21 protein-coding genes and 7 tRNA genes are annotated in these 19,712 nt (G+C 56.1%); 25 read left to right on the plus strand and 3 right to left on the minus strand.

The window, feature by feature from the left end:
- Positions 1–2: 2 nt before the first annotated feature.
- The 17 genes from lpdA to ACZ5IU_RS13965 all read left to right on the plus strand — a co-directional run bounded on the left by lpdA (position 3) and on the right by ACZ5IU_RS13965 (position 9,649).
- On the plus strand, positions 3–1,715 hold the full coding sequence (gene lpdA / locus ACZ5IU_RS13885; protein WP_464418339.1) for a dihydrolipoyl dehydrogenase: 1,713 nt from the start codon (positions 3–5) through the stop codon (positions 1,713–1,715).
- A 266-nt stretch (positions 1,716–1,981) separates the two neighbouring features.
- The gene (locus ACZ5IU_RS13890; RefSeq protein WP_464418341.1) at positions 1,982–3,247 is read left to right on the plus strand and encodes a TolC family protein; all 1,266 of its coding nucleotides are present in this window, start codon (positions 1,982–1,984) and stop codon (positions 3,245–3,247) included.
- 49 nt (positions 3,248–3,296) lie between these two features.
- A tRNA-Thr gene (locus ACZ5IU_RS13895) sits at positions 3,297–3,372 on the plus strand.
- A 20-nt stretch (positions 3,373–3,392) separates the two neighbouring features.
- Positions 3,393–3,477: transfer RNA gene (locus tag ACZ5IU_RS13900), tRNA-Tyr, on the plus strand.
- A gap of 15 nt (positions 3,478–3,492) precedes the next feature.
- A tRNA-Thr gene (locus ACZ5IU_RS13905) sits at positions 3,493–3,568 on the plus strand.
- A 133-nt stretch (positions 3,569–3,701) separates the two neighbouring features.
- Entirely contained in the window at positions 3,702–4,904 is a 1,203-nt protein-coding gene (tuf, locus tag ACZ5IU_RS13910) for an elongation factor Tu (RefSeq protein WP_464418343.1), read from the plus strand.
- A 21-nt stretch (positions 4,905–4,925) separates the two neighbouring features.
- A complete protein-coding gene (gene rpmG / locus ACZ5IU_RS13915; protein ID WP_464418345.1) occupies positions 4,926–5,075 on the plus strand; it encodes a 50S ribosomal protein L33 in 150 nt (49 codons plus the stop codon).
- Positions 5,076–5,096: 21 nt separating this feature from the next.
- Positions 5,097–5,172 (plus strand) — tRNA-Trp (locus ACZ5IU_RS13920).
- Positions 5,173–5,204: 32 nt separating this feature from the next.
- Positions 5,205–5,387, plus strand: a complete 183-nt coding sequence (gene secE, locus ACZ5IU_RS13925) for a preprotein translocase subunit SecE (RefSeq protein WP_464418347.1) — start codon at positions 5,205–5,207, stop codon at positions 5,385–5,387.
- A gap of 87 nt (positions 5,388–5,474) precedes the next feature.
- On the plus strand, positions 5,475–6,017 hold the full coding sequence (gene nusG, locus ACZ5IU_RS13930; RefSeq protein ID WP_464418349.1) for a transcription termination/antitermination protein NusG: 543 nt from the start codon (positions 5,475–5,477) through the stop codon (positions 6,015–6,017).
- A gap of 52 nt (positions 6,018–6,069) precedes the next feature.
- Positions 6,070–6,495, plus strand: a complete 426-nt coding sequence (gene rplK / locus ACZ5IU_RS13935) for a 50S ribosomal protein L11 (protein WP_464418351.1) — start codon at positions 6,070–6,072, stop codon at positions 6,493–6,495.
- A gap of 54 nt (positions 6,496–6,549) precedes the next feature.
- Positions 6,550–7,260, plus strand: a complete 711-nt coding sequence (gene rplA, locus ACZ5IU_RS13940; protein ID WP_464418353.1) for a 50S ribosomal protein L1 — start codon at positions 6,550–6,552, stop codon at positions 7,258–7,260.
- A gap of 186 nt (positions 7,261–7,446) precedes the next feature.
- Entirely contained in the window at positions 7,447–7,980 is a 534-nt protein-coding gene (rplJ, locus tag ACZ5IU_RS13945; protein WP_464418355.1) for a 50S ribosomal protein L10, read from the plus strand.
- Between the two features lie 44 nt (positions 7,981–8,024).
- Entirely contained in the window at positions 8,025–8,405 is a 381-nt protein-coding gene (gene rplL / locus ACZ5IU_RS13950; protein ID WP_464418357.1) for a 50S ribosomal protein L7/L12, read from the plus strand.
- Entirely contained in the window at positions 8,383–9,345 is a 963-nt protein-coding gene (locus ACZ5IU_RS13955) for an amidohydrolase family protein (RefSeq protein WP_464418359.1), read from the plus strand. The genes rplL and ACZ5IU_RS13955 overlap by 23 nt, the downstream gene beginning before the upstream one ends.
- 149 nt (positions 9,346–9,494) lie before the next feature.
- Positions 9,495–9,568, plus strand: a tRNA-Gln gene (locus ACZ5IU_RS13960).
- Positions 9,569–9,573: 5 nt separating this feature from the next.
- A tRNA-Glu gene (locus ACZ5IU_RS13965) sits at positions 9,574–9,649 on the plus strand.
- Positions 9,650–9,776: 127 nt separating this feature from the next.
- On the opposite strand, the gene speD is transcribed toward ACZ5IU_RS13965, so the two are convergent.
- Together speD and ACZ5IU_RS13975 are read right to left on the minus strand one after the other, a co-directional pair.
- Positions 9,777–10,181 (minus strand): adenosylmethionine decarboxylase, encoded by a 405-nt coding sequence (gene speD / locus ACZ5IU_RS13970; protein WP_464418361.1) that lies wholly within the window; start codon positions 10,179–10,181, stop codon positions 9,777–9,779.
- A 130-nt stretch (positions 10,182–10,311) separates the two neighbouring features.
- Positions 10,312–10,387 (minus strand) — tRNA-Ala (locus ACZ5IU_RS13975).
- Between the two features lie 173 nt (positions 10,388–10,560).
- Between ACZ5IU_RS13975 and ACZ5IU_RS13980 the strand changes: the two genes are divergently transcribed.
- The 5 genes from ACZ5IU_RS13980 (at position 10,561) to lptB (ending at position 15,995) form a co-directional block, all read left to right on the plus strand.
- Positions 10,561–11,820 (plus strand): class II fructose-bisphosphate aldolase, encoded by a 1,260-nt coding sequence (locus ACZ5IU_RS13980; protein WP_464418363.1) that lies wholly within the window; start codon positions 10,561–10,563, stop codon positions 11,818–11,820.
- Positions 11,821–11,951: 131 nt separating this feature from the next.
- Positions 11,952–12,998, plus strand: a complete 1,047-nt coding sequence (gene thrC / locus ACZ5IU_RS13985; protein ID WP_464418365.1) for a threonine synthase — start codon at positions 11,952–11,954, stop codon at positions 12,996–12,998.
- The gene (gene thrB / locus ACZ5IU_RS13990; protein ID WP_464418367.1) at positions 12,995–14,452 is read left to right on the plus strand and encodes a homoserine kinase; all 1,458 of its coding nucleotides are present in this window, start codon (positions 12,995–12,997) and stop codon (positions 14,450–14,452) included. The genes thrC and thrB overlap by 4 nt, the downstream gene beginning before the upstream one ends.
- A gap of 80 nt (positions 14,453–14,532) precedes the next feature.
- Positions 14,533–15,270 carry a hypothetical protein gene (locus ACZ5IU_RS13995; protein ID WP_464418369.1) on the plus strand — a complete coding sequence of 246 codons (738 nt, stop codon included), beginning with the start codon at positions 14,533–14,535 and terminating at the stop codon, positions 15,268–15,270.
- Entirely contained in the window at positions 15,267–15,995 is a 729-nt protein-coding gene (gene lptB / locus ACZ5IU_RS14000) for an LPS export ABC transporter ATP-binding protein (protein ID WP_464418371.1), read from the plus strand. Before ACZ5IU_RS13995 ends, lptB begins: the two co-directional genes overlap by 4 nt.
- On the opposite strand, the gene ACZ5IU_RS14005 is transcribed toward lptB, so the two are convergent.
- Positions 15,968–16,432, minus strand: a complete 465-nt coding sequence (locus ACZ5IU_RS14005) for a hydrogenase maturation protease (RefSeq protein WP_464418373.1) — start codon at positions 16,430–16,432, stop codon at positions 15,968–15,970. The genes lptB and ACZ5IU_RS14005 overlap by 28 nt on opposite strands.
- Before the next feature lie 39 nt (positions 16,433–16,471).
- Between ACZ5IU_RS14005 and murJ the strand changes: the two genes are divergently transcribed.
- Genes murJ through tsaD form a run of 3 tightly spaced genes read left to right on the plus strand, consistent with a single transcriptional unit; the run spans position 16,472 to position 19,663 of the window.
- On the plus strand, positions 16,472–18,034 hold the full coding sequence (gene murJ / locus ACZ5IU_RS14010; protein WP_464418375.1) for a murein biosynthesis integral membrane protein MurJ: 1,563 nt from the start codon (positions 16,472–16,474) through the stop codon (positions 18,032–18,034).
- A 28-nt stretch (positions 18,035–18,062) separates the two neighbouring features.
- Complete coding sequence (locus ACZ5IU_RS14015) at positions 18,063–18,611, plus strand: hypothetical protein (protein ID WP_464418377.1); 549 nt, start codon at positions 18,063–18,065, stop codon at positions 18,609–18,611.
- Entirely contained in the window at positions 18,608–19,663 is a 1,056-nt protein-coding gene (gene tsaD, locus ACZ5IU_RS14020; protein ID WP_464418379.1) for a tRNA (adenosine(37)-N6)-threonylcarbamoyltransferase complex transferase subunit TsaD, read from the plus strand. Before ACZ5IU_RS14015 ends, tsaD begins: the two co-directional genes overlap by 4 nt.
- Positions 19,664–19,712 lie beyond the last annotated feature (49 nt).

Here is a 19,712-nt window from a genome sequence, read left to right on the forward strand (position 1 = left end):
ACATGCCGCACCAGATCCTTATGCCGAAACTCGGCCTGACGATGACCGAGGGAAGCGTCGCAGAATGGAGGAAACAGGTCGGAGATCCTGTCCGCAAAGGGGAGATCCTTCTTGTCGTCGCAACCGATAAGCTGACGTTCGACGTCGAGGTCCAGGAAGACGGAGTACTTGTGAAGATTCTCGTCCCGGCCGGCAGGACGGTTTCGGTTTCCGAACCGATCGCACTTCTCGGAGCTCAGGGGGAACAGTCCGAGGAACCTCTGCGGGGTGTCCCGCCTGCGGAAAAAATGCACGAAGTATCGGGAAACCGTCTCGACGGGAAGAAGCGCATCACCGTCATAGGAGGCGGCCCGGGCGGGTACGTCGCGGCGATCCGGGCGGCGCAGCTCGGCGCTGAAGTGACGCTCGTCGAGAAAGGCACTCTCGGCGGAACCTGCCTCAACGTCGGGTGTATTCCGACGAAGGTTCTGCTGCATACGGCCGACCTCCTCTCGGAAATCAGACATTCCGGGGATCTCGGCATCGTTGTTCCAGAAGCCTCGATCGACTGGGGTGCCGTACAGAAACGCAGAGAGATGGCGGTGGAAACCCTCACAGGCGGCGTTTCGGCGCTCCTCCGCTCCAATGGAGTTCGTGTTCTCGAAGGAGAGGCATCGTTTCTTTCCGCCGAGGACGTCGTAGTTCGTTCCGCCGGAGGGCGGGAAGAGATCGTACGCCACGATGCGGCGATTATCGCGACCGGATCGGATGTCTTTATCCCGCCGGTTCCGGGATTCGATCTTCCGGGCGTCATCACGAGCACCGAGGCGCTGTCGCTTCCGGAGGTTCCGAAATCGATGGTCATCGTCGGAGGCGGCATCATCGGCGTCGAGTTTGCTTCAGCCTATTCGAGCTTCGGGACTGCTCTCATGATAATAGAAATGCTTCCGGAGATTCTCCCGAATATCGACGAGGAAATCACGGGAATTCTCAAGGGATCGCTTCTCCAGCGAGGTGTGGAAATCCACACCTCGTCGAAGGTGAGCGGCGTGCGACAGGGGGGGAATGGCCTGGTCGTCTCGGTTGAAACGCCCGAAGGACCGAAGGAGATCACGGTCGAGAAAGTCCTCGTCTGCGTCGGACGACGCCCGAACACCTCCGGCCTCGCTCCCGAAAAGGCCGGAGTGGCGGTCGAACGCGGACGCATCGTCACGGACAGTCACATGCGAACGACGCACCCCGGGATTTATGCTGTCGGGGACTGCACGTCGCCGATCATGCTGGCGCACGTCGCCTCCCGGGAAGGAGAGGTCGCCGCAGAAAACATTATGGGTGGAAATGTCGCGATGGATTACCGGACGGTCCCGAGCGCGATATATACATCGCCGGAAGTTGCTTCGGTCGGGATGACGGAAAAGCAGGCGATCGCGAAGGGACTTTCCGTGCGAACGGGACGATTCCCTCTCTCTGCCAACGGCAAGAGCATTATCATGAACGACGTCTCCGGAATCGTCAAATATATTGTCGACGAGAAATACGGCGAGATTCTGGGCCTGCACATCATCGGTCCGAGGGCGACCGATCTCATCGTCGAAGGGGCTCTCGCGATACGAACCGAGGCGACCGTCGATGAGATCGTGACGACGGTCCACGCGCATCCGACGATAGGGGAGGCGCTCGCGGAGGCTGCGCTCGCTTCGCGGAACGAGGCGATTCACCTGCCGCGGCGCGGATAGAGTTTCGCAGGTGAGGCGGGATGCCGGAAACGGCCCCCGCCTTTTTTGTATTTGTTGACCTGACGGACGCGCCGTGTTATGTTTCCGAATGCTTCGAGGGACACTTTCCGGGATGCGTGCAGATTCTCTCTTCCAGCGTTCCCCGGTCGAAACCGAGGCGGAAATCTATAGCGCATCTCTTTGGAAAAAAGTTTGAAGATTGGAGTTGGTGGAGGTTGCTTCGAAAAATGCCGGTGTTTTTCTCGCTTTTGGCGGGGGTTTTTGTGATGATCGGGAATGCGTGGGCCGCAGGGGAACTTCTCACAGTGGAGAAGGCGCTCCTCCTTGCGGAAAAAAAGAACCCCGCGATTGCGGCCTCACAGGAACGGGAAAAACAGGCAAGGGCACGCCTCGATCAGGCGAAAGCCGCGGAACTTCCGACTCTGGCCGCAACGATCCTGTACCAGCATTCATATCTGGAACAGAAGTATCCCGTCTATATCGGCGGGAATCAGGTCGGATTCGCGCAGTACGGATTTCAGGATACGTATAAGGCCGCATTGAAGCTTTCATATCTGCTTTATAGCGGCGGGGCGGTTCAGAACACGGTAGTATCGAAAAAGCTCGCGCTCGAGTCTGTCGGCGCGGAAAGCCTCCGCACGCGTCAGGCGGTTGCGAACGGCGTCAGAAAAACCTACTACGATCTTCATCGTGCGCGTGCGAAGCTCCTTGTCGTCGAAGAGGCCCTGGGGCTTGCCAAAGAACATCTGAGGCAGGTCGAGGCCTTCTACAGGAACGGAGTGGTCGCAAAAAACGAAGTTCTGCGCGTTCAAGTTGCGGTCTCCGATGCGGAACTCAACCGGATACGCGCGAACAATGCGGTCGATGTCGCATGGAGCGCTCTCGAACGAGCTGTCGGCGATCGACTGAAAGCTGTCTTTGGCCTGCCGCCGTCGGAAACGCTCGTTTCTCCTGTCGAACTTCCGGCAGATCCCGAGAAGACGGCGATCCGGCAGCGGCCGGAAATGAAGGCACTCGATTCGGCCATGCACTGTGCGCTTGCGATGTCGCGTGCCGCTGCGGCATCCAGTGGTCCCAATGTCGTTCTCGAAGGCGAAACCTACAAGGTCGGCGACAGTTTTTTTCCCGAGAAAATGGACGACTGGAGGGTCTCGCTCATTGCGAACTGGGCCTTTTTCGACGGAGGCGAGAGCCGTGCGAAGGTCCGCGAGGCGAAGGCTGCGGCGGATGAACTGAAATACAAGATCGAAGACTTGAAAAAACAGATTCAGCTCGAGGTTTCGGTCGCTATTTTGAACTACACGTCGTCGCAGCAGAGGCTCGAAGTCGCTCGCAGCCAGGTTGCCAGCGCGGAGGAAGACTACCGGATGGCACTGACACGCTATGCGTCGCAGCTTGGAACGAACATTGACGTTCTCGATGCGCGGGTTGCACTGAGCAATGCGAAAACCCAACTCGTCGAAGCCATCTACGACACTCTGACGTCGTGGTCCGATCTGAATTTCGCGATGGGGAAGGAGACGCTGAACTGATTTCTTTATTGACTTACGGGAAAACGCCGCTATAATATCCCCGTGTTGAGCCGGTGTAGCTCAGCAGGTAGAGCAGCTGACTTGTAATCAGCAGGTCGAGCGTTCGAATCGCTTCGCCGGCTCCAGAAAATGCGCAGTATCCCGTGGAGGGATGGCCGAGTGGTCAAAGGCAGCAGACTGTAAATCTGCCGGCGCAGCCTACGAAGGTTCAAATCCTTCTCCCTCCACCATTTTTCAAGAAAGATGCCGACTTAGCTCAGCAGGTAGAGCACATCCATGGTAAGGATGGGGTCTCCGGTTCGAGTCCGGAAGTCGGCTCCAGACTATTGAAAATATCCGGGAGGGGAAACTCTTCCGGATTTTTTCTATGGATTCGTGAATTATGATACAATCTGCGAGAATGGCAGACAACCCCCTAGGGGCCCAACTTCATCATTGCAGGGAGGTCGGAACAATGGCGAAGGAGAAGTTTGAGAGGACGAAGCCGCATCTGAACATAGGGACGATCGGGCACATCGACCATGGTAAGACGACATTGACGGCGGCGATCACGAAGTGTCTGGCGACGGCGAACATGGCGCAATTCACGGCGTACGATCAGATAGACAAGGCGCCGGAGGAGCGTGAGCGGGGGATAACGATCAACATTTCGCACGTCGAGTATCAGACGGAGCACCGGCATTATGCGCACATCGACTGCCCTGGTCACGCGGACTACATCAAGAACATGATCACGGGTGCGGCGCAGATGGACGGAGCGATCCTGGTGGTATCGGCGGCGGACGGTCCGATGCCGCAGACGCGGGAGCACGTATTGCTTGCGCGTCAGGTGAACGTGCCTGCGATCGTGGTATTCATGAACAAGACGGACCAGGTGGACGATCCGGAGTTGCTGGACTTGGTGGAAATGGAAGTCCGGGAACTGCTGAGCAAATACGAATTCCCCGGAGACGACATTCCGATCATACGCGGATCTGCGTTGAAAGTCATGGAAGAGGGGAAGGGGACGAAGGACGATCCTGTGAGCAAGTGCATCTGGGACTTGATGGATGCGTGCGACAGCTACATCCCGGCGCCTGTGCGTGAAGTCGACAAGCCGTTCCTGATGCCGATAGAGGACGTATTCACGATCACGGGACGAGGGACGGTCGTGACGGGCAGGGTCGAGCGAGGGATGGTCAAGGCCGGAGAAGAAGTGGCGATTGTGGGGATGAAGCGTGACATCATCAAGACGGTAGCGACGTCGCTGGAGATGTTCCGGAAGCTTCTTGACGATGCGATGGCAGGAGACAACGTGGGGATCCTGCTTCGCGGCATCGACAAGGAGGGAGTGGAGCGGGGGCAGGTACTGGCGAAGCCGGGATCGATCACGCCGCACACGAAATTCAAGGCGGAAGTGTACGTATTGAAGAAGGAAGAGGGCGGAAGGCACACGCCGTTCTTTGCGGGATACAAGCCTCAGTTTTACTTCCGGACGACGGACGTGACGGGTGGAATCAAGCTTCCGGATGGAGTGGAGATGGTGATGCCGGGAGACAACGCGACGTTCGAGGTGGATCTGATAGTGCCGATAGCGATGGAAGAGGGGCTGCGTTTTGCAGTTCGTGAGGGTGGCCACACGGTAGGCGCCGGCGTCGTCACCAAAATCCTGGAATAAAAATACATTGGGGGCTTTAGGATGGCCGATATCATTGGAATGCAGTGTACGGACTGCAAAAGACGGAATTACAGCACTACCGTGAATAAGAAGAAGCAGTCGAAGAAGCTGGAGTTAAAGAAGTACTGCAAGTGGTGTGGAAAACACACCTTGCATAAGGAATCGAAGTAGTGTAGAATACGTCTCGCTCGCAGGTCCGTAGCTCAATTGGCAGAGCACTGGTCTCCAAAACCGGGGGTTGCAGGTTCAAATCCTGCCGGGCCTGCCATTTTTTATTGTATATGAAAGGGAGGCTGGATTGTGGAGTCAATCCTCAGCTTCATTCGTGAAGCAAAAGCCGAACTTAAGAAAGTGTCGTGGCCAGGCAAGAAGCAGGTCTGGTATTCCACCCTTGTTGTCATAGCCTTTTCGTTGTTTGTATCCGCATATCTCGGTCTTATAGATCTTGCGCTGACGGGCGTTTTTTCCAGAGTCTTTGGATAGGAAATACCATTGTTGGAATTGTATGCGTGATTCACCGATCTCTGCAACGGCTGGGAGGTGAGGGGGCCGAAAGACCCCCTTTTGGGCATGGATGGTAATGATAGCCGCCGCTGGTATATAGTTCAGACATATTCCGGGTACGAGAATCGCGTAAAGGCCAATCTGGAACAACGGATTGCCACGATGGGTATGGACGAATGTATCTTCAGCGTTCTCGTTCCTGTGGAAGAGCGTCTTTCCGTCAAGGAAGGAAAGACGAAGAAGGTTACCCGGAAACTGTATCCGAGCTACGTTCTCGTTGAAATGAAAATGAACGACCAGTCGTGGTATGTCGTTCGCCATACGCCTGGCGTTACCGGTTTTGTTGGCGCAGGAAATCACCCGATCCCTCTCTCTGACCGCGAAATCAGGGAGATCATGGGGAAGATCGGCAAGGATCACGTAAAGCCGAAGATTGAGATCAGTCTCAAGCCGGGGGATGTTATCAAAGTCAAGACAGGTCCATTCGAAGGGCAGGTTGGTCCTGTCGTAGGCGTGAATCCCGACAAGGGCAAGGTGAAGTTTGTCGTTACGGTCTTCGGTCGTGAGACCTCTGTTGAAATAGACTACACAGAGCTGGAAAAGCTCTGATATGCCGTACCCTTTTTTATAAGGCGCACGAAATGGAAGGAGATAGCGACGTATGGCCAAGAAGGTAGTGGGTCAGATCAAGTTGCAGTTGCCGGCCGGGAAGGCCACTCCTGCACCCCCTGTCGGCCCTGCTTTGGGGCAGCATGGTGTCAATATTATGGAGTTCTGCAAGCAGTTTAACGCGAAAACCAGTGATCAGGCAGGTCTAATTATTCCTGCAATCATCACGGTATATGCCGACCGGAGTTTTACGTTTGTATTGAAAACTCCGCCGGCGAGCGTTCTGATTAAGAAGGCTCTCGGACTTGAGCATGCTTCGGGCGAACCGAACAAGAAAAAGGTCGGTACTCTTCCGCGGACGAAGGTCAGGGAGATTGCGGAACTCAAGCGGGTCGACCTGAACGCGAACGATGTCGATGCAGCCATGAGAATGGTTGAAGGAACGGCGCGTTCGATGGGTGTTGAAATCGGCGAATAGCCGGAAAACTCGTGGCAGAGCCGAAACGGTTCGCTATGACCACAGGAGGGCGACATGACCGTAAAAAGCAAGCGTTTTAAGGAAATTGAAGCCAAGGTAGACAAGGCGAAGCTCTACACCTTGAGAGAAGCAGTGGATCTTTTCAAGGAGATTGCGACAGCGAAGTTCGACGAGAGCATGGAGATGCATGTCCGGCTGAATGTCGATCCTCGTCATGCCGACCAACAGGTGCGGAGCACCGTTGCACTCCCTTATGGGACGGGTATTTCGAAGAAACTCCTCGTCATCACTCAGGGAGAGAAGATCAAAGAGGCTGAGGATGCGGGAGCAGACTTTGTGGGCGGAGAGGATCTTGTCCAGAGGATCTCGGGGGGATGGCTTGATTTCGATGCCGTGATAGCGACTCCCGATATGATGAAGTCAGTAGGTCGTCTCGGAAAAACGCTCGGTCCACGGGGCCTCATGCCCAGCGCGAAAACAGGAACCGTCACGTTCGATATCGCCGACGCGGTCAAGGAAATCAAAGCCGGTCGTGTCGAGTTTCGTGTCGATAAGTTCGCGATAGTTCACAACAGCATCGGAAAGAAGCGTTTCAGCGCGGATGAACTCTATGAAAATGCAAAGGCTTTGTTCCGCGCCATTCTGAAGGCTCGCCCTGCTTCCGTGAAAGGAACATATGTGAAGAGTCTGGCGATTGCTCCGACAATGGGCCCCGGAATCCGGATTGATACGGCTTCAGCTTCGAAAGAGGTTTCCGGAGAGTAACGGTGCCTGTATAGCGTATACAGATATTTTCTCCTGTGCACCACGGCTCAAGACAGCGGGACGCCTCCGGCGTGAAAACCCCGCCGAGGCCTGTGAAGACAGATTACGGGAAGACCAGCGGTGTCTTGCCGTACTTTCTCCCGGGCCATATGCCCGGGTTTTTTTATTGCGAAGGGAGGTGAATGAATGCCTGCGACAGTGAAGTTCGAACAGGTTGATGAGCTTCGTGAAAAGCTTGAGAAGGCTCAGGCGGTTTTCGTGGCCGAGTATCGCGGGATGACCGTGGGAAAGATCACGAGCCTTCGTGCCAAAGTCCGTCAGGCCGGTGGAGAAATGAAAGTCGCGAAGAATACCCTTTTCAAGATCGCGATGAAAGAAGCCGGAATGACCTCCTTCAAGGAAGAATCCGTTCTCGGGCCGAATATTTACACGATCGCGTACGGTGACCCCGTTGCGGTAGCAAAGGCTTTAAAAGAATTCGTCTCCGACAAGGCGAACAAGGAACTGGAAATCAAGGCCGGTGTGCTTGAAAAGGCTCAGTTAACATCGGCTCAGGTACTGGCGCTTGCCGATATGCCGTCGAAGGACGTCATGATCGCCATGACAGTTCGTACGATTGCGGCACCGCTTACCGGACTTGTTACCGTGCTTTCTGGGCCAATTCGTTCTCTGGCAACGGTACTGTCCCAGATCAGGGATCAGAAGGAAAAAGCTGCGTAGCGGCATAGTACCGCTACCGGATATATTTCGAAGGAGGAACATCCATGACCCGTGATGAACTGATTCAGGCTATCGAAGGAATGACAGTCCTTGAGCTCTCTGAGCTCGTCAAGGCTCTTGAGGAGAAATTCGGCGTGTCCGCTTCCGCTCCCGCCATGGCGATGCCGATGATGGCGATGCCCGGTGCTGCCGCGGCTGCTGCGGAAGAGGAAAAGACCGAATTCGATGTCGTTTACAAGGCTCCCGGCGCCAACAAGATCGGCGTCATCAAAGTCGTTCGCGAGCTTACCGGACTTGGACTGAAGGAAGCGAAGGAACTTGTCGACAATCCTCCGAAGGCTGTCAAGGAAGGCGTCAGCAAGGAAGAGGCCGAGGAGATCAAGAAAAAGCTCGTCGAGGCCGGTGCGGAAGTCGAAGTCAAGTAGGTTCGGGCAAGACGATCTTCAGGGCGGCGATTCACGCCGCCCTTTTTCATTTCGAGGAGAAACAAAGATGATGCGTGATACGCACGTTCACGTCTATCCGCCGGAAATCATCCGCAACTGGGAGCATATAGCGGAAAGAGAAGAGCATTTCGCGCAGCTCGCTCGAAGCAAGGTGCATCGTTGGGCGACGGTCGATGATGTCGTCGGTACCATGAAAACGAGCGGGATTTCGGAGTCGTGGATCTTCGGTTTTGCGTTCGCGGATCAGGGATTATGTCGTCTCTGTAACGATTACGTTCTCGAAGGGATCAGACGTTTCCCGGATCTGCTCCGGGGACTCGCTGTTGTATCGCCAACTCATACCGGGTGTGAGAACGAGATCTTCAGGTGCCGCGAAGCAGGGATGATAGGCATCGGAGAACTCTTTCCCCAAGGGCAGGGGTTCGATCTGACGGATATGAGACAGACGTGGAGGCTCGCCTCCGTCGCTCACGAAACCGGGATGTTTCTTTTGTTCCACTCGGCAGAACCTGTTGGACATGGATATCCCGGGAAAGGGAATGTAGGCCCAAAAGAAGCGACGGTTTTCTGTACAAACCACCCCGAATCGGTCGTTGTCTTCGCTCACTTCGGGGGGGGATTGTGGCAGTACGAATTGATGCCGGAGCTTCGACTGATTCTTTCGAATGTATGGTATGACACTGCCGCTTTTCCCTGGCTGTATTCAGCCGAGATCCTCAAAACCATCAGGAGCGCAGGCGTCTTGAAAAAACTCGTTTTTGGCTCGGATTTCCCCATACTTCCGTATCACCGTTATGCGTCGCTCTGGGAAAGCGCATGTTTGGAAGAGGAGGATCTCAAACGAATTCTTTCTGAAAACGCCTCGATATTGCTTGAGCGTCTTTCTCGGGAATCATCAACCGTATGTACGAAGAAATGAAGATGAAGGAAGTTTTTTTTGCGGCGTAACGTATTTGCACGAGGCATCCATCCGAGATGTCTATTGAAGACTGAAAGGTCCGAAAATTTCTCTGGTCTTGCAATCCCTGTTATGGTCTGGTAATATCCCCAAGTCAGTTGCGAAGGTACTGGGGAATCGTCCAACGGCAGGACACCTGACTCTGGATCAGGCGATCGTGGTTCGAATCCACGTTCCCCAGCCAAATGCGGCCCCATCGACTAGTGGCCTAGGTCGTAACCCTCTCAAGGTTAAAACACGGGTTCGAATCCCGTTGGGGCTACCAAAAGCAGAGGCGCTCTTCTTGATGGAAGAGCGCTTTTTTTATGGTTTCGAGACCGGCTACATCCACCGTACAGATTTCCGATCTGTGGTTTTTATTCGCTGCCGTATTTTTGCGGAGAAGAGCTTTATCACGAGGATCTCTTTCTCTCTTCCCACGTGACGAAAGAATGGTAGAACTCTTTGTCCCCGTCATCGAGCCCTCTTGTAATTTCTGTGATATGCGTGTGCTGGGCGTCAATTTGCTCAAGAACGTAATTGACAGCGACCTCGGGAAGGCTACTTTCTCCGCAGGTGTAAATGTCGAGCGCCATGTAGTTCACTTCGGGCCACGTATGTACGGAAAGATGCGATTCACTGATGACGACTACACCGCTCACGCCGTGGGGAGGGAACTTGTGGAACGAAACGGACCACACTTGGGCGTTTGCCCGTTTAGCCGCTTCAACGAGGATCTCCTGAAGACGGTCGACCTGACTGATGACTGCACTGCAGCCGGATGCCTCGACAATGAAATGAAAGCCCTTTGGGGACATTGAAATCCCTCCTCCGAGTGCTGATTTGGACGAATGAATATAATTATACCGTTGATCGCTTCCGATGAGAAAAAAAGCGCCTTCCGCGAAAGTCGGAAGGCGCTATCAAAAAGAGAAAGTATTTTCGTAATGGTGGAGCTAAGGGGATTCGAACCCCTGACCTCTTGAATGCCATTCAAGCGCTCTCCCAGCTGAGCTATAGCCCCGGATCGCAAACGAAGGTATTATAATAACCTTCAACGAAGCTGTCAACCTTCGATTCCGGAGGGGCGCGGAACGGACTTTTTCCCCTGTTCTCTTGACGGACACGATTCGCGTGTTATTGTTGCAGAATGCGGCTGATTGCGCCGTATTATCGGAGAAGGGAAGTGCTTTTTCTATGGATACGGGAGGAAGCGCATATCGGGAAATGCTCGCGAAGCGTCCTCTGAATGTCAGGGCGCTTTGGGGGTCAGAGAAACTTGGACTGGTGAGCGGGAGGGATATCGTCGCTGCGGCGCGGGAGAATGAAGCGATCGTTCTCGCGGCTAACGCCAGGAGTCCTTTGACGGTCAAGGGAGTGCTCAAAGCCGCCAAGGCATGTAACGCCGCCGTCTACATCGAAATCGCGAAATCGGAGGATTCTTATTGTTACGGATCCTTCGCGTCGCTGCCCGAATATGCCGCCCGATTTTCGGCCGAACTGGGGCACGGGGTTATTTTCGGGCTTCACGTGGATCACTATGGCATAAAATCTGCCGAAGATGTCCAGAAGTCGGTTGCGCATATTCCCGATCTCGTTCGGAGGGGCTGGACGTCTTTTGCCGTGGACGCATCTCACCTTGCCGACTGGGAGAACCTGTGCGCGACGCGGGATGTCTGTATGAGCATTCCGTCATATCTCGGGCTCGAGGTCGAGGTTGGAGAAATAAAGGGTCCCGGAGAATTGTCAACGGTCAGGGAAGCGCTCTTTTTCATCGGTGGGTTGAACTCGTGGGGGATCAACCCTGACCTTCTCGCGATTTCGAACGGAAGTCTGCACGGAACGTACGACACGTCGACAGGGCAGCATGAGGGGATCGATCTCGACCGTACGCTTGAGATTGCCAATGCGATTCGTCCGTACGGAGTGTCTATCGCGCAACATGGCATCTCGGGGACGCCGCTCGCGAAAGTCTCACGTTTCAATCGTTACGGAATCGCCAAAGGGAACGTAGCGACTCTTTTCCAGAACATTGTTTTCGGTCTGAAGATGGACCTTGATACCGGGAATGCTGTCATCGAGAACGGCTCCTACGTTAAAGAGACCGACCGTGGAATTTCCACGGACCTTTGGAACCAGATCGTCGATTGGGCCGACGGAAAGAAATACAGCCGGAAGAGCGGGGATTACAAAAAAGCGAATCTGCCTTTTGGCGAGGCGATCATGAACGAGCCGAAACCGTGTATCGATCGCATCGTTGCGGAGACGGAAGAATGGGCGACGCGCTTCCTGAAGGCGTTTCACGCTGAAGGTACGGCCGAAAAGGTTGTCGAGACGATCGGAAGGCGCCGATATGACAATGCCGCTCCGGAGCGGCAGGTTCTGCACAAGAGAAGCGAGTTCTCGCCAGAAATGGTTCAGCAGGAACATACGAGCGGCGCCGATTATTCGGATTGAATCCGAACCTCCCGATGTCGGACATCGCACGGAATGATCGGGTCCCTCCGAAATCGTGATTCCTGAGAGGAGCGGCCTTCTTCCGGCTTTCGTCGAGGGAGGCCGTTTTTTCGTTCAGGAAGGTGGATTGGATGCGAACAGGAATACTCCAGCGATACGGTGATTTTCTTCCGGTGACTCCGAAAACGCCGAACCTGTCCCTATGTGAGGGATCGACGCCGCTTGTCCGACTGCTCCGCGTCGGGGAAGAGGCGGGAGTCGAGGTATACGCAAAAGTTGAGGGTGCGAATCCGACGGGATCCTTCAAGGATCGCGGAATGGTCCTCGCGGTGGCGAAGGCGCTCGAGGACGGCGCGAAGGGTATCGTGTGTGCCTCGACCGGTAATACGTCTGCATCGGCAGCCGCATACGCGGCTGCGGCCGGGATCCGGTGTACCGTGCTTCTGCCCAAGGGAAAGGTCGCGCTTGGAAAGCTCTCGCAGGCTTTGGCGTTCGGTGCCAGAGCTGTCTGTGTCGAAGGGAATTTCGATATCGCCCTTCAGTTCGCGAGAAAGGCGGCCGATGAGCTCGGTATTACGCTGGTCAATTCCGTCAATCCGTATCGACTCTGGGGACAGCGATCTTCCTCTTGGGAGATCTGCGACGATTTGTCGGACGCTCCTGACTGGCTCATGATTCCCGTCGGGAACGCGGGGAACATCAGCGCGTACTGCGCGGGATTCGAATTTTACAAGGAAACGGGGAGATCGACGAGACTTCCGCGTCTGATCGGAGTTCAGGCCGAAGGAGCCGCCCCGATGGTTCGAGGAGTGCCTGTCATTCAGCCGGAAACCCTTGCCACGGCGATCCGCATCGGCAACCCCGTGAGCGCGGACAAGGCGAAACGCGCCGTCGAACTGACAAACGGAATGTTTCTCTCCGTTTCGGACCGGGAAATCCTCGATGCGCAGCGTCTGCTCGCTTCGACTGAGGGAATTTTCGCGGAACCGGCATCCTGTGCGACGCTGGCGGCTTTTCTCAGGCTTGCCCGCAACCGCAAGATACAGAGAGGTACGAAAGGCGTTCTTGTCCTGACGGGGAACGGTCTGAAGGATCCGGAAGCGCCGATGCACTATCTCCCCGAGCCGGTCAGCGTTGCCGGAAGCTGGGAAGCTATCCTGGAGGTTCTGTCCCGATGAGCCTGCTGCGGATCAGGGTGCCTGCGTCGAGTGCGAACCTGGGGTCGGGATTCGATGCCGTCGGATTGTCGCTTACGCTGTACAACGTGTTCGATGTCGATGAACTCCTTCCGGCCGGTCGCTACGAAACCGAGATCGTAGGGGAGGGAAGCGGGGAACTCGGCAGTTCGAAGAAAAATCTTTTTATCGAATGTTACGAGACGGCGTGTCGCGAATGGGGGTTTGTGCCTCCGGGGCTGCGGTTACGCTGTCTGAACGTGATACCCCTGTGTCGTGGGCTCGGGAGCTCCTCGAGCGCGGTTGTCGGCGGCGTTTGCCTTGCGAACGCCTTGCGCGACCGTCCTCTCTCTCTCGATGAATTGCTCACGCTGATGGTTCGCATGGAGGGCCATCCGGACAATGTGGTTCCCTCATGTATCGGCGGCATGGTCGTCAGCTGTTGGGATGGCACGGATTTGCGCTATGTCCGGATGCCGCGGTTGCCTGTGTCGATTTCGGCGGTCGTCGCCGTTCCGGCCGTTGAAGTGAGTACGGCCGAAGCCCGCAAGGCCCTTCCGGAATACGTTCCGCTCAAGGACGCGGTCTATAATCTCAGTCGTTCGGCTCTCCTCGCGGCATCGTGGGCGACCGGCAACTGGAAGCATCTTCCGTGGGCGATGGAAGATCGCCTTCACCAGCCGTTCCGTGCGAAGCTCTTCCCGGGAGGGGAGGAGATTCTTCGGGAGGTTCGGAGCATTCCGGGGTGTTCAGGAGTCGCGATCAGCGGTTCCGGGCCGAGTGTTATCGCGTTCAGTTCCCGGAATCCCGAGGAAGTGGCACGGCGTATGTGCGCCGTCTTTACGAGAAACGGAGTTCGCTCCAGGTTCTTCATGCTTTCGGAGGACAGGCATGGGGCGACCGTTCAGAAAAACATCTCCGGGGCTGGATTCTACCATCCCCTCAGGACTGGAGGAATGCGTCGGATGGTTTTCCCTGCGGGATCGTGCGTGACGTCGGTTCAGAATGATCGGGGCGTCGTGAAGATTGCGGTTCTGGGAGTGCCGGATGTTCCCGGAGTGGCTTCTCGTCTGTTTTCCGAACTGGCCGATTCCGGAGTCGCGACGGATATGATCGTCCAGAGCGTCATGAGAGGACAGGTAAACGACATCGCTTTTCTCGTCCGGTCGAAAGACCTCAGTCTGGCCATCGACATTACGCGGCAATTTGCCGGAGAGATCGAGGCACAGGGGGTCACCTACGATACCGAAATCGCCAAGGTTACCGTGTCGGGCGAGCAGTTCAGCGAAGGAACCGCGATCGCGTCGAGGATGTTCTCTGTTCTTGCCGACAGGCGGGTCAACATCGACATGATCGGAGCATCATCCCGCGAGGTAACGTGTGTGGTCGCGTCGTCAGATGCGGAGGAGGCCGTGCGGGCGCTCTCCGAATTCTTCGTCGGTCCGGATGAAGACTGAGTGGTTCTCTCTTTGAGTTCACGACGCTTTTCGGTACAATATCTACGCTTCAAAGCAGAGCGCCTCGAGGAGGGTTGGAAATGCGGCTTCGATTGGTCCCGTCCGTTGTGATTTTCATTCTCCTCGCCGGTGTCGCCTTCGGGGCCGAGGTCAACCTGACTGCGGACTCCATGAGATACGACTCGAAGAAAGGGCTTTTTTTCGGAGAGGGCAATGTACGTCTTTCGCGCGCTGGGCTTGTTCTCGTCGCCCGGCTTGTCGAGGGCGATATGGAGGGGAAAAGGGTGCGGTTCATTGGCGATGTCCGGGCCGATGGAAAGTGGGACGATGACGTCGTCGAACTGGCCTGTGAAGAAGTGGCGACGGGGTTCGAACAGACGCGGAATTACCGTTTTTCCGGAGGTGTGCGCGGACGTTTCGGGAAAAGGATGATCGATGCGGATCTCATGGTTTTGTCCGGAGATGCGTTTTCCGTCGATAAAGTTCGTTCCTTCGTCGATGACGACCTCCGGGTTTTTCTCTCAGCCTCGTCGATCGACGGGCATATCGCGAAAGGTGCCGTCACGGATGTGACTGCGCGTGGCGGAGTAGTGGTCAAGTCCAGCCCTAAGAAGGATCTTCCGACGACGATAAAGGGGGCGCGCGCCGTCTACTCGAAGGATCGCGGGAGTATCGTCGTTTCAGGCGGAGTGACCGCGGTTCAGGGAGATCGAACCCTGAGAGCTGAATCTCTCGTGTATTTTTTATCGTCGGGAAAAATCGAAGCCGTGGGGAAGCCGCAGATCATCTTTCCGCTGAAGGGATCTTCCGAGCCTTGACGGACCGCGTTCTCCAGGGGAAGAAGCTCTGCAAGTCGTACAAAGGACGCACTGTCGTCTCCATGGTGGATATCGATGTCCACATGGGGGAGATCGTTGGCCTTCTCGGTCCGAACGGAGCGGGCAAGACGACGACGTTCTACATGATTGTCGGCCTCGTGTCTCCCGATTCGGGGTCCGTGAACATTCGCGACCGGGACGTAACGCAGCTTCCCGTCTACAAAAGGGCGAAACTCGGAGTCGGATATCTCCCGCAGGAGTCTTCCGTTTTCCGGAGTCTGACGGTTCGGGAAAATCTCGAACTGGTTCTTGAGGAATTGGGTACGGAGTTGAAAGAACGTTCCAGCGTCGTCGAGCACCTTCTCGATGAGTTCGGTCTGACCCGGATTGCATCGACGAATGGATACGCTCTGAGCGGCGGGGAACGCCGCCGTGTGGAGATTGCACGTTGCCTCGCGATCATGCCGAATTTCCTGCTGCTCGACGAACCATTTAGCGGTATCGACCCGATCGCGGTCTACGACATCCAGCAGATCATCCTCAACCTTAGGGCGAAGGGATTCGGCATCCTTCTGACGGATCACAATGTCCGTGACACGCTTGCCATAACGGACAGGACGTATCTGATCCACCAGGGGCAGATTGTCATCGAAGGATCGCCCGACGATGTTGCGCAGAGCGAAGTCGCCCGGAAATTCTATCTGGGCGACAGGTTTTCGTGGTAGAGAGGAATGCTTCCGGTATTTCCTGCACTGATGTGCGTGCAGACGGCTTTTACGGCATACTCGACTCCCGGTGTCATCTTCGAGAAGGGCGAGGTGTCGCCCGGTTGAATTCCTATTATGAGGACGGGAACCTCTTTCGGCAGGAAACCGAGAAGAAGCGGAATCGCTATGCCGTGCGAGGAAAAGGAGATTCCGGCGCAGTCTTCCGGTATCACCCGGCGGAAATCTCCCGGCGCGAGCCCCATGTCCATAGCGTCGACAAGGACCAGCGTGGAAGGCATCTTTTTCCTGACAAGGCCGATGTAGTTTTCGGGAGTCGTCTCGCAGACGACCGCGCACACCCCGCGGTCAGACATCCCGAAGAGGCGTTCCGCAACCGCAACGCCCGCAGCGTCGTCCCCATGAAGCGGATTTCCGATTCCCCAGATCATGATCATCGAAGCGTCGTCCTTTCCCGGAGATAAGGAGGTCTCTCGATGCGGTCCCATGTCGCTTCCGTCGTCCGGAATGCCTTCCTGATGATGGCGGGAACGCTGGCCAGCCGCGTTCTCGGCCTCGCACGCGAAATCATAACTGCTGCGTTCTTCGGTGCGTCGAGACAGATCGATGCTTTCAATATTGCGTACACGCTTGCGAATCTTCTCAGGCAGCTGCTTGCCGAAGGCGCCTTGTCCGCAGCGTTTGTGCCCGTCTTTTCCCGAAGTCTCCAGAACGAGGGGCACGAACGGGCGCTTTCTCTCGCCCGTCAGGCCATGGGTGTTCTGCTGATGGCCGGAAGCGCCGTGGTTGCCGCGGGCATCGTCCTCTCGCCCGTTCTTGTGACGTTCATGGCGCCGGGATTCGACGCCGAAAAAACGTCGCTTGCGATTCTTCTGACACGAAGGCTCTTTCCCTTCCTGCTGATCATATCACTTGCCGCGCTGGCGATGGGAGTCCTCAACAGCGTGGATTCGTACTTTGTCCCGGCCATCGCGCCCGGACTCAGCAACATCGTTTATATCGTCATCCTGCTGATCGCCGCTCCACGGTGGGGGATCGATTGTCTCGTGGCGGCGGTTCTCGCGGGAGGGGGCGCCCACTTCCTCCTGCAATGGCATTGGAGCGCACGTATGGGGATGACGCTGGCACCGGTTCTCCCGGATTTCCGGAATCCCGATCTTCGCCGGATGATGGCGCTTTTCTTTCCGTACGCTGCGGGACTTTCGTTGAATCAGGTGAATCCGATCGTGAGCCGGATGTTCGGATCGTTTCTCAGAGATGGAGCGATTTCTGTGCTGAATTACGCCAATCGCGTCATTCAACTGCCCCTCGGTCTCTTCGTCGTCGCGATCTCGCAGGCTGTTCTGCCGGAGCTGTCGCGATGTGTCTCGCGACCGGACGAATTCAGGGAAATTCTGCGCGACTCGATTCGTTTCGCGCTTTTTATTGTTTTCCCGGTTACGGTAGGATTGGTACTCGTATCCGACGAGATGGTCCACCTGCTGTTCTTTCGTGGCGCTTTCTCGGTGTGGGCATGGCACGCGACGGCATCTTCCCTCGCACTGTATTCCGTCGGACTTCCCGGCATGGCGTGCACGACCGTCGTGATGCGCGGGCTGTACGCTAAAGGGCTTCCGGGAGAGGCCCTTCGCGTGACTCTGATCAGCGTCGTGGGCAATCTCGTGATGAGCTTCCTGCTGGTCCGCTTCTTCTCGTTCGAGGGGCTCGCGTTTGCGACGTCGGCGGCGTTCATTCTCTCCGGCGCAGCCGGGATTTTCTTTCTTTCCTCATCCGTCGGAGGGGCGATCGGAATCTTTCGTTTGGGGTGGACGTCGAGGATTGTCTGCGTTCTTGGATTCATGGCAACGTCCATCCTGATTCTCAAAAGATGGATCCCTTATCCGCTCGACGGGAACAGTCTTGCGAGAGCGTCCTGGCTTCTCGGGATCATGATCGCCGGAGCGATCGTGTACGGAGGGCTGACGTCCCTTCTCGGGTTTCAGGAGTGGCAATGGATTCGTCGCGCTCTCGAGAGAAAGCGATCAAAAGAGATTCGCTGAGAAAACAGCGGAAGGAGATGATTTTTCAATGGCAATGACGAGAAAACTAACATTTTGTACGGTGTTCATAGCGTTGATGGTGCCATGTTTCGGCGTCGCTCTGGCGAATGACGTCGAGGCGATGCTCTCGCAGAGAACGACGTCGCTCTGGATAGAAGGCGACAGGCTCGGCGACATGGTCATCGGGGCCCGGACCCTGATGGAATTCATATACGTCGACAGCGCGCTCTCACGGGTCGCCGCGGAAAACGGTCCGGACGTCCCGGACTGGTTGAACTGGCATGCCCATCATTTCGGCACGAAAGCGACGAAGAAGAGGGTTCTTCTGATCGTTCGTTTCGAAGCACGGAAACGATGGGATCTCGATCCGACCAGGATCCGCATTAACGACAGGAACGTCGTTGCGGAGGATATCCTTTCCCCAAAGGATCTCATTCCGACGGGAGAACTCCCACCCGGCTCGGCTGGATCCTTCGCGATCGGAATTCCCGTTGCCGCGTTTGCGGGAAAGGACGGCGTTTCCGTTGCTTACGGAGAATACTCGACGAATCTCCTCATACCGGGAACGAGGAAATGACGCCCTTTCTGACGCTGGGTATCGAAACGAGTTGCGACGATACCGGTGTTGCACTGCTTGAAGGCGAACGCCTGGTCCGCTCGGAGCGCCTCTCGAGCCAAATAACGACGCACGCGCCGTTCGGGGGAGTCGTCCCGGAATATGCGTCCCGCATGCATCTCGAAGCGACGATTCCTCTCGTCTGCGATGTTCTCGCCGAAGGCGGCGTTACGGATCCGCGAAGAGAGCTCTCCCTGATTTCCGTAACGGCCGGGCCGGGACTCATGGGGTCATTGCTCGTTGGAGTCATGGCGGCAAAGGGACTATCGGCTGGTTGGGGAACACCGATTCTCGGCGTCAACCATCTCGAAGGACACATATTCGCGAATGTCGTAACTTTTCCGGACCTGCATCCTCCGTTTCTCTGTCTGATCGTATCGGGCGGGCACACTGAAATCGTTCGCGTGAGGGATTACGGCGACTACGCCGTGATTGCGAGAACGCGGGATGATGCCGCCGGCGAGACCTACGACAAGGTGGCGAAACTCCTGAATCTCGGGTATCCGGGAGGGCCCGTCGTCGATCGACTCGCCGCATCGGGAGATTGCGACCGCTTCCCGTTCCCGGTTCCCCTCAAGCACGATCCAGTTCTCGCGCTCAGCTTCAGCGGGCTCAAAACCGCGGTTCTCTGGGCTCTCAGAGACTACGAGGGAAGAGAAAGCGAGATCCCGGTCGCGGATGTGTGTGCGTCTTTCCAAAAGGCCGCGATTGATGCGATCGTCTCAAAGGTCGATCTTGCAGTGCAGGAAACGGGAATACGGTCGGTCTGTCTCGCGGGCGGCGTCGCGGCCAATTCGGCGTTGCGCGCGGCCGTTTCCGGCAGCCGGCGCTTCTCAGCCTGGTATCCTCCGCTGAACAGGTGTACCGATAATGCCGTCATGATCGCCGCCGCAGGATACAATGCGTTCCGCCGCGGGAGTCGCTCATCATGGGAATTAAGTGCCGATCCCTCGTGGGAGCTCCCTTTTGAAGAACTGAATATAATAAAGGAAAAGCATGAAAAAACAAGATGACTCGCCATAACTAGCAATAATTCGTCGAGAACCGCCTTGAAGATGCGAA

The sequence above is a fragment of the Lactivibrio alcoholicus genome (assembly GCF_055390895.1).

Bases quoted from the DNA above. Each gene is read 5' to 3' on its own strand.
- lpdA (WP_464418339.1), top strand. From the start codon at position 3: ATGCCGCACCAGATCCTTATGCCGAAACTCGGCCTGACGATGACCGAG.
- ACZ5IU_RS13890 (WP_464418341.1), top strand. From the start codon at position 1,982: ATGATCGGGAATGCGTGGGCCGCAGGGGAACTTCTCACAGTGGAGAAG.
- tuf (WP_464418343.1), top strand. From the start codon at position 3,702: ATGGCGAAGGAGAAGTTTGAGAGGACGAAGCCGCATCTGAACATAGGG.
- rpmG (WP_464418345.1), top strand. From the start codon at position 4,926: ATGGCCGATATCATTGGAATGCAGTGTACGGACTGCAAAAGACGGAAT.
- nusG (WP_464418349.1), top strand. From the start codon at position 5,475: ATGGATGGTAATGATAGCCGCCGCTGGTATATAGTTCAGACATATTCC.
- rplK (WP_464418351.1), top strand. From the start codon at position 6,070: ATGGCCAAGAAGGTAGTGGGTCAGATCAAGTTGCAGTTGCCGGCCGGG.
- rplA (WP_464418353.1), top strand. From the start codon at position 6,550: ATGACCGTAAAAAGCAAGCGTTTTAAGGAAATTGAAGCCAAGGTAGAC.
- rplJ (WP_464418355.1), top strand. From the start codon at position 7,447: ATGCCTGCGACAGTGAAGTTCGAACAGGTTGATGAGCTTCGTGAAAAG.
- rplL (WP_464418357.1), top strand. From the start codon at position 8,025: ATGACCCGTGATGAACTGATTCAGGCTATCGAAGGAATGACAGTCCTT.
- speD (WP_464418361.1), bottom strand. From the start codon at position 10,181: ATGTCCCCAAAGGGCTTTCATTTCATTGTCGAGGCATCCGGCTGCAGT.
- ACZ5IU_RS13980 (WP_464418363.1), top strand. From the start codon at position 10,561: ATGGATACGGGAGGAAGCGCATATCGGGAAATGCTCGCGAAGCGTCCT.
- thrC (WP_464418365.1), top strand. From the start codon at position 11,952: ATGCGAACAGGAATACTCCAGCGATACGGTGATTTTCTTCCGGTGACT.
- thrB (WP_464418367.1), top strand. From the start codon at position 12,995: ATGAGCCTGCTGCGGATCAGGGTGCCTGCGTCGAGTGCGAACCTGGGG.
- ACZ5IU_RS13995 (WP_464418369.1), top strand. From the start codon at position 14,533: ATGCGGCTTCGATTGGTCCCGTCCGTTGTGATTTTCATTCTCCTCGCC.
- ACZ5IU_RS14005 (WP_464418373.1), bottom strand. From the start codon at position 16,432: ATGATCATGATCTGGGGAATCGGAAATCCGCTTCATGGGGACGACGCT.
- murJ (WP_464418375.1), top strand. From the start codon at position 16,472: ATGCGGTCCCATGTCGCTTCCGTCGTCCGGAATGCCTTCCTGATGATG.
- ACZ5IU_RS14015 (WP_464418377.1), top strand. From the start codon at position 18,063: ATGGCAATGACGAGAAAACTAACATTTTGTACGGTGTTCATAGCGTTG.
- tsaD (WP_464418379.1), top strand. From the start codon at position 18,608: ATGACGCCCTTTCTGACGCTGGGTATCGAAACGAGTTGCGACGATACC.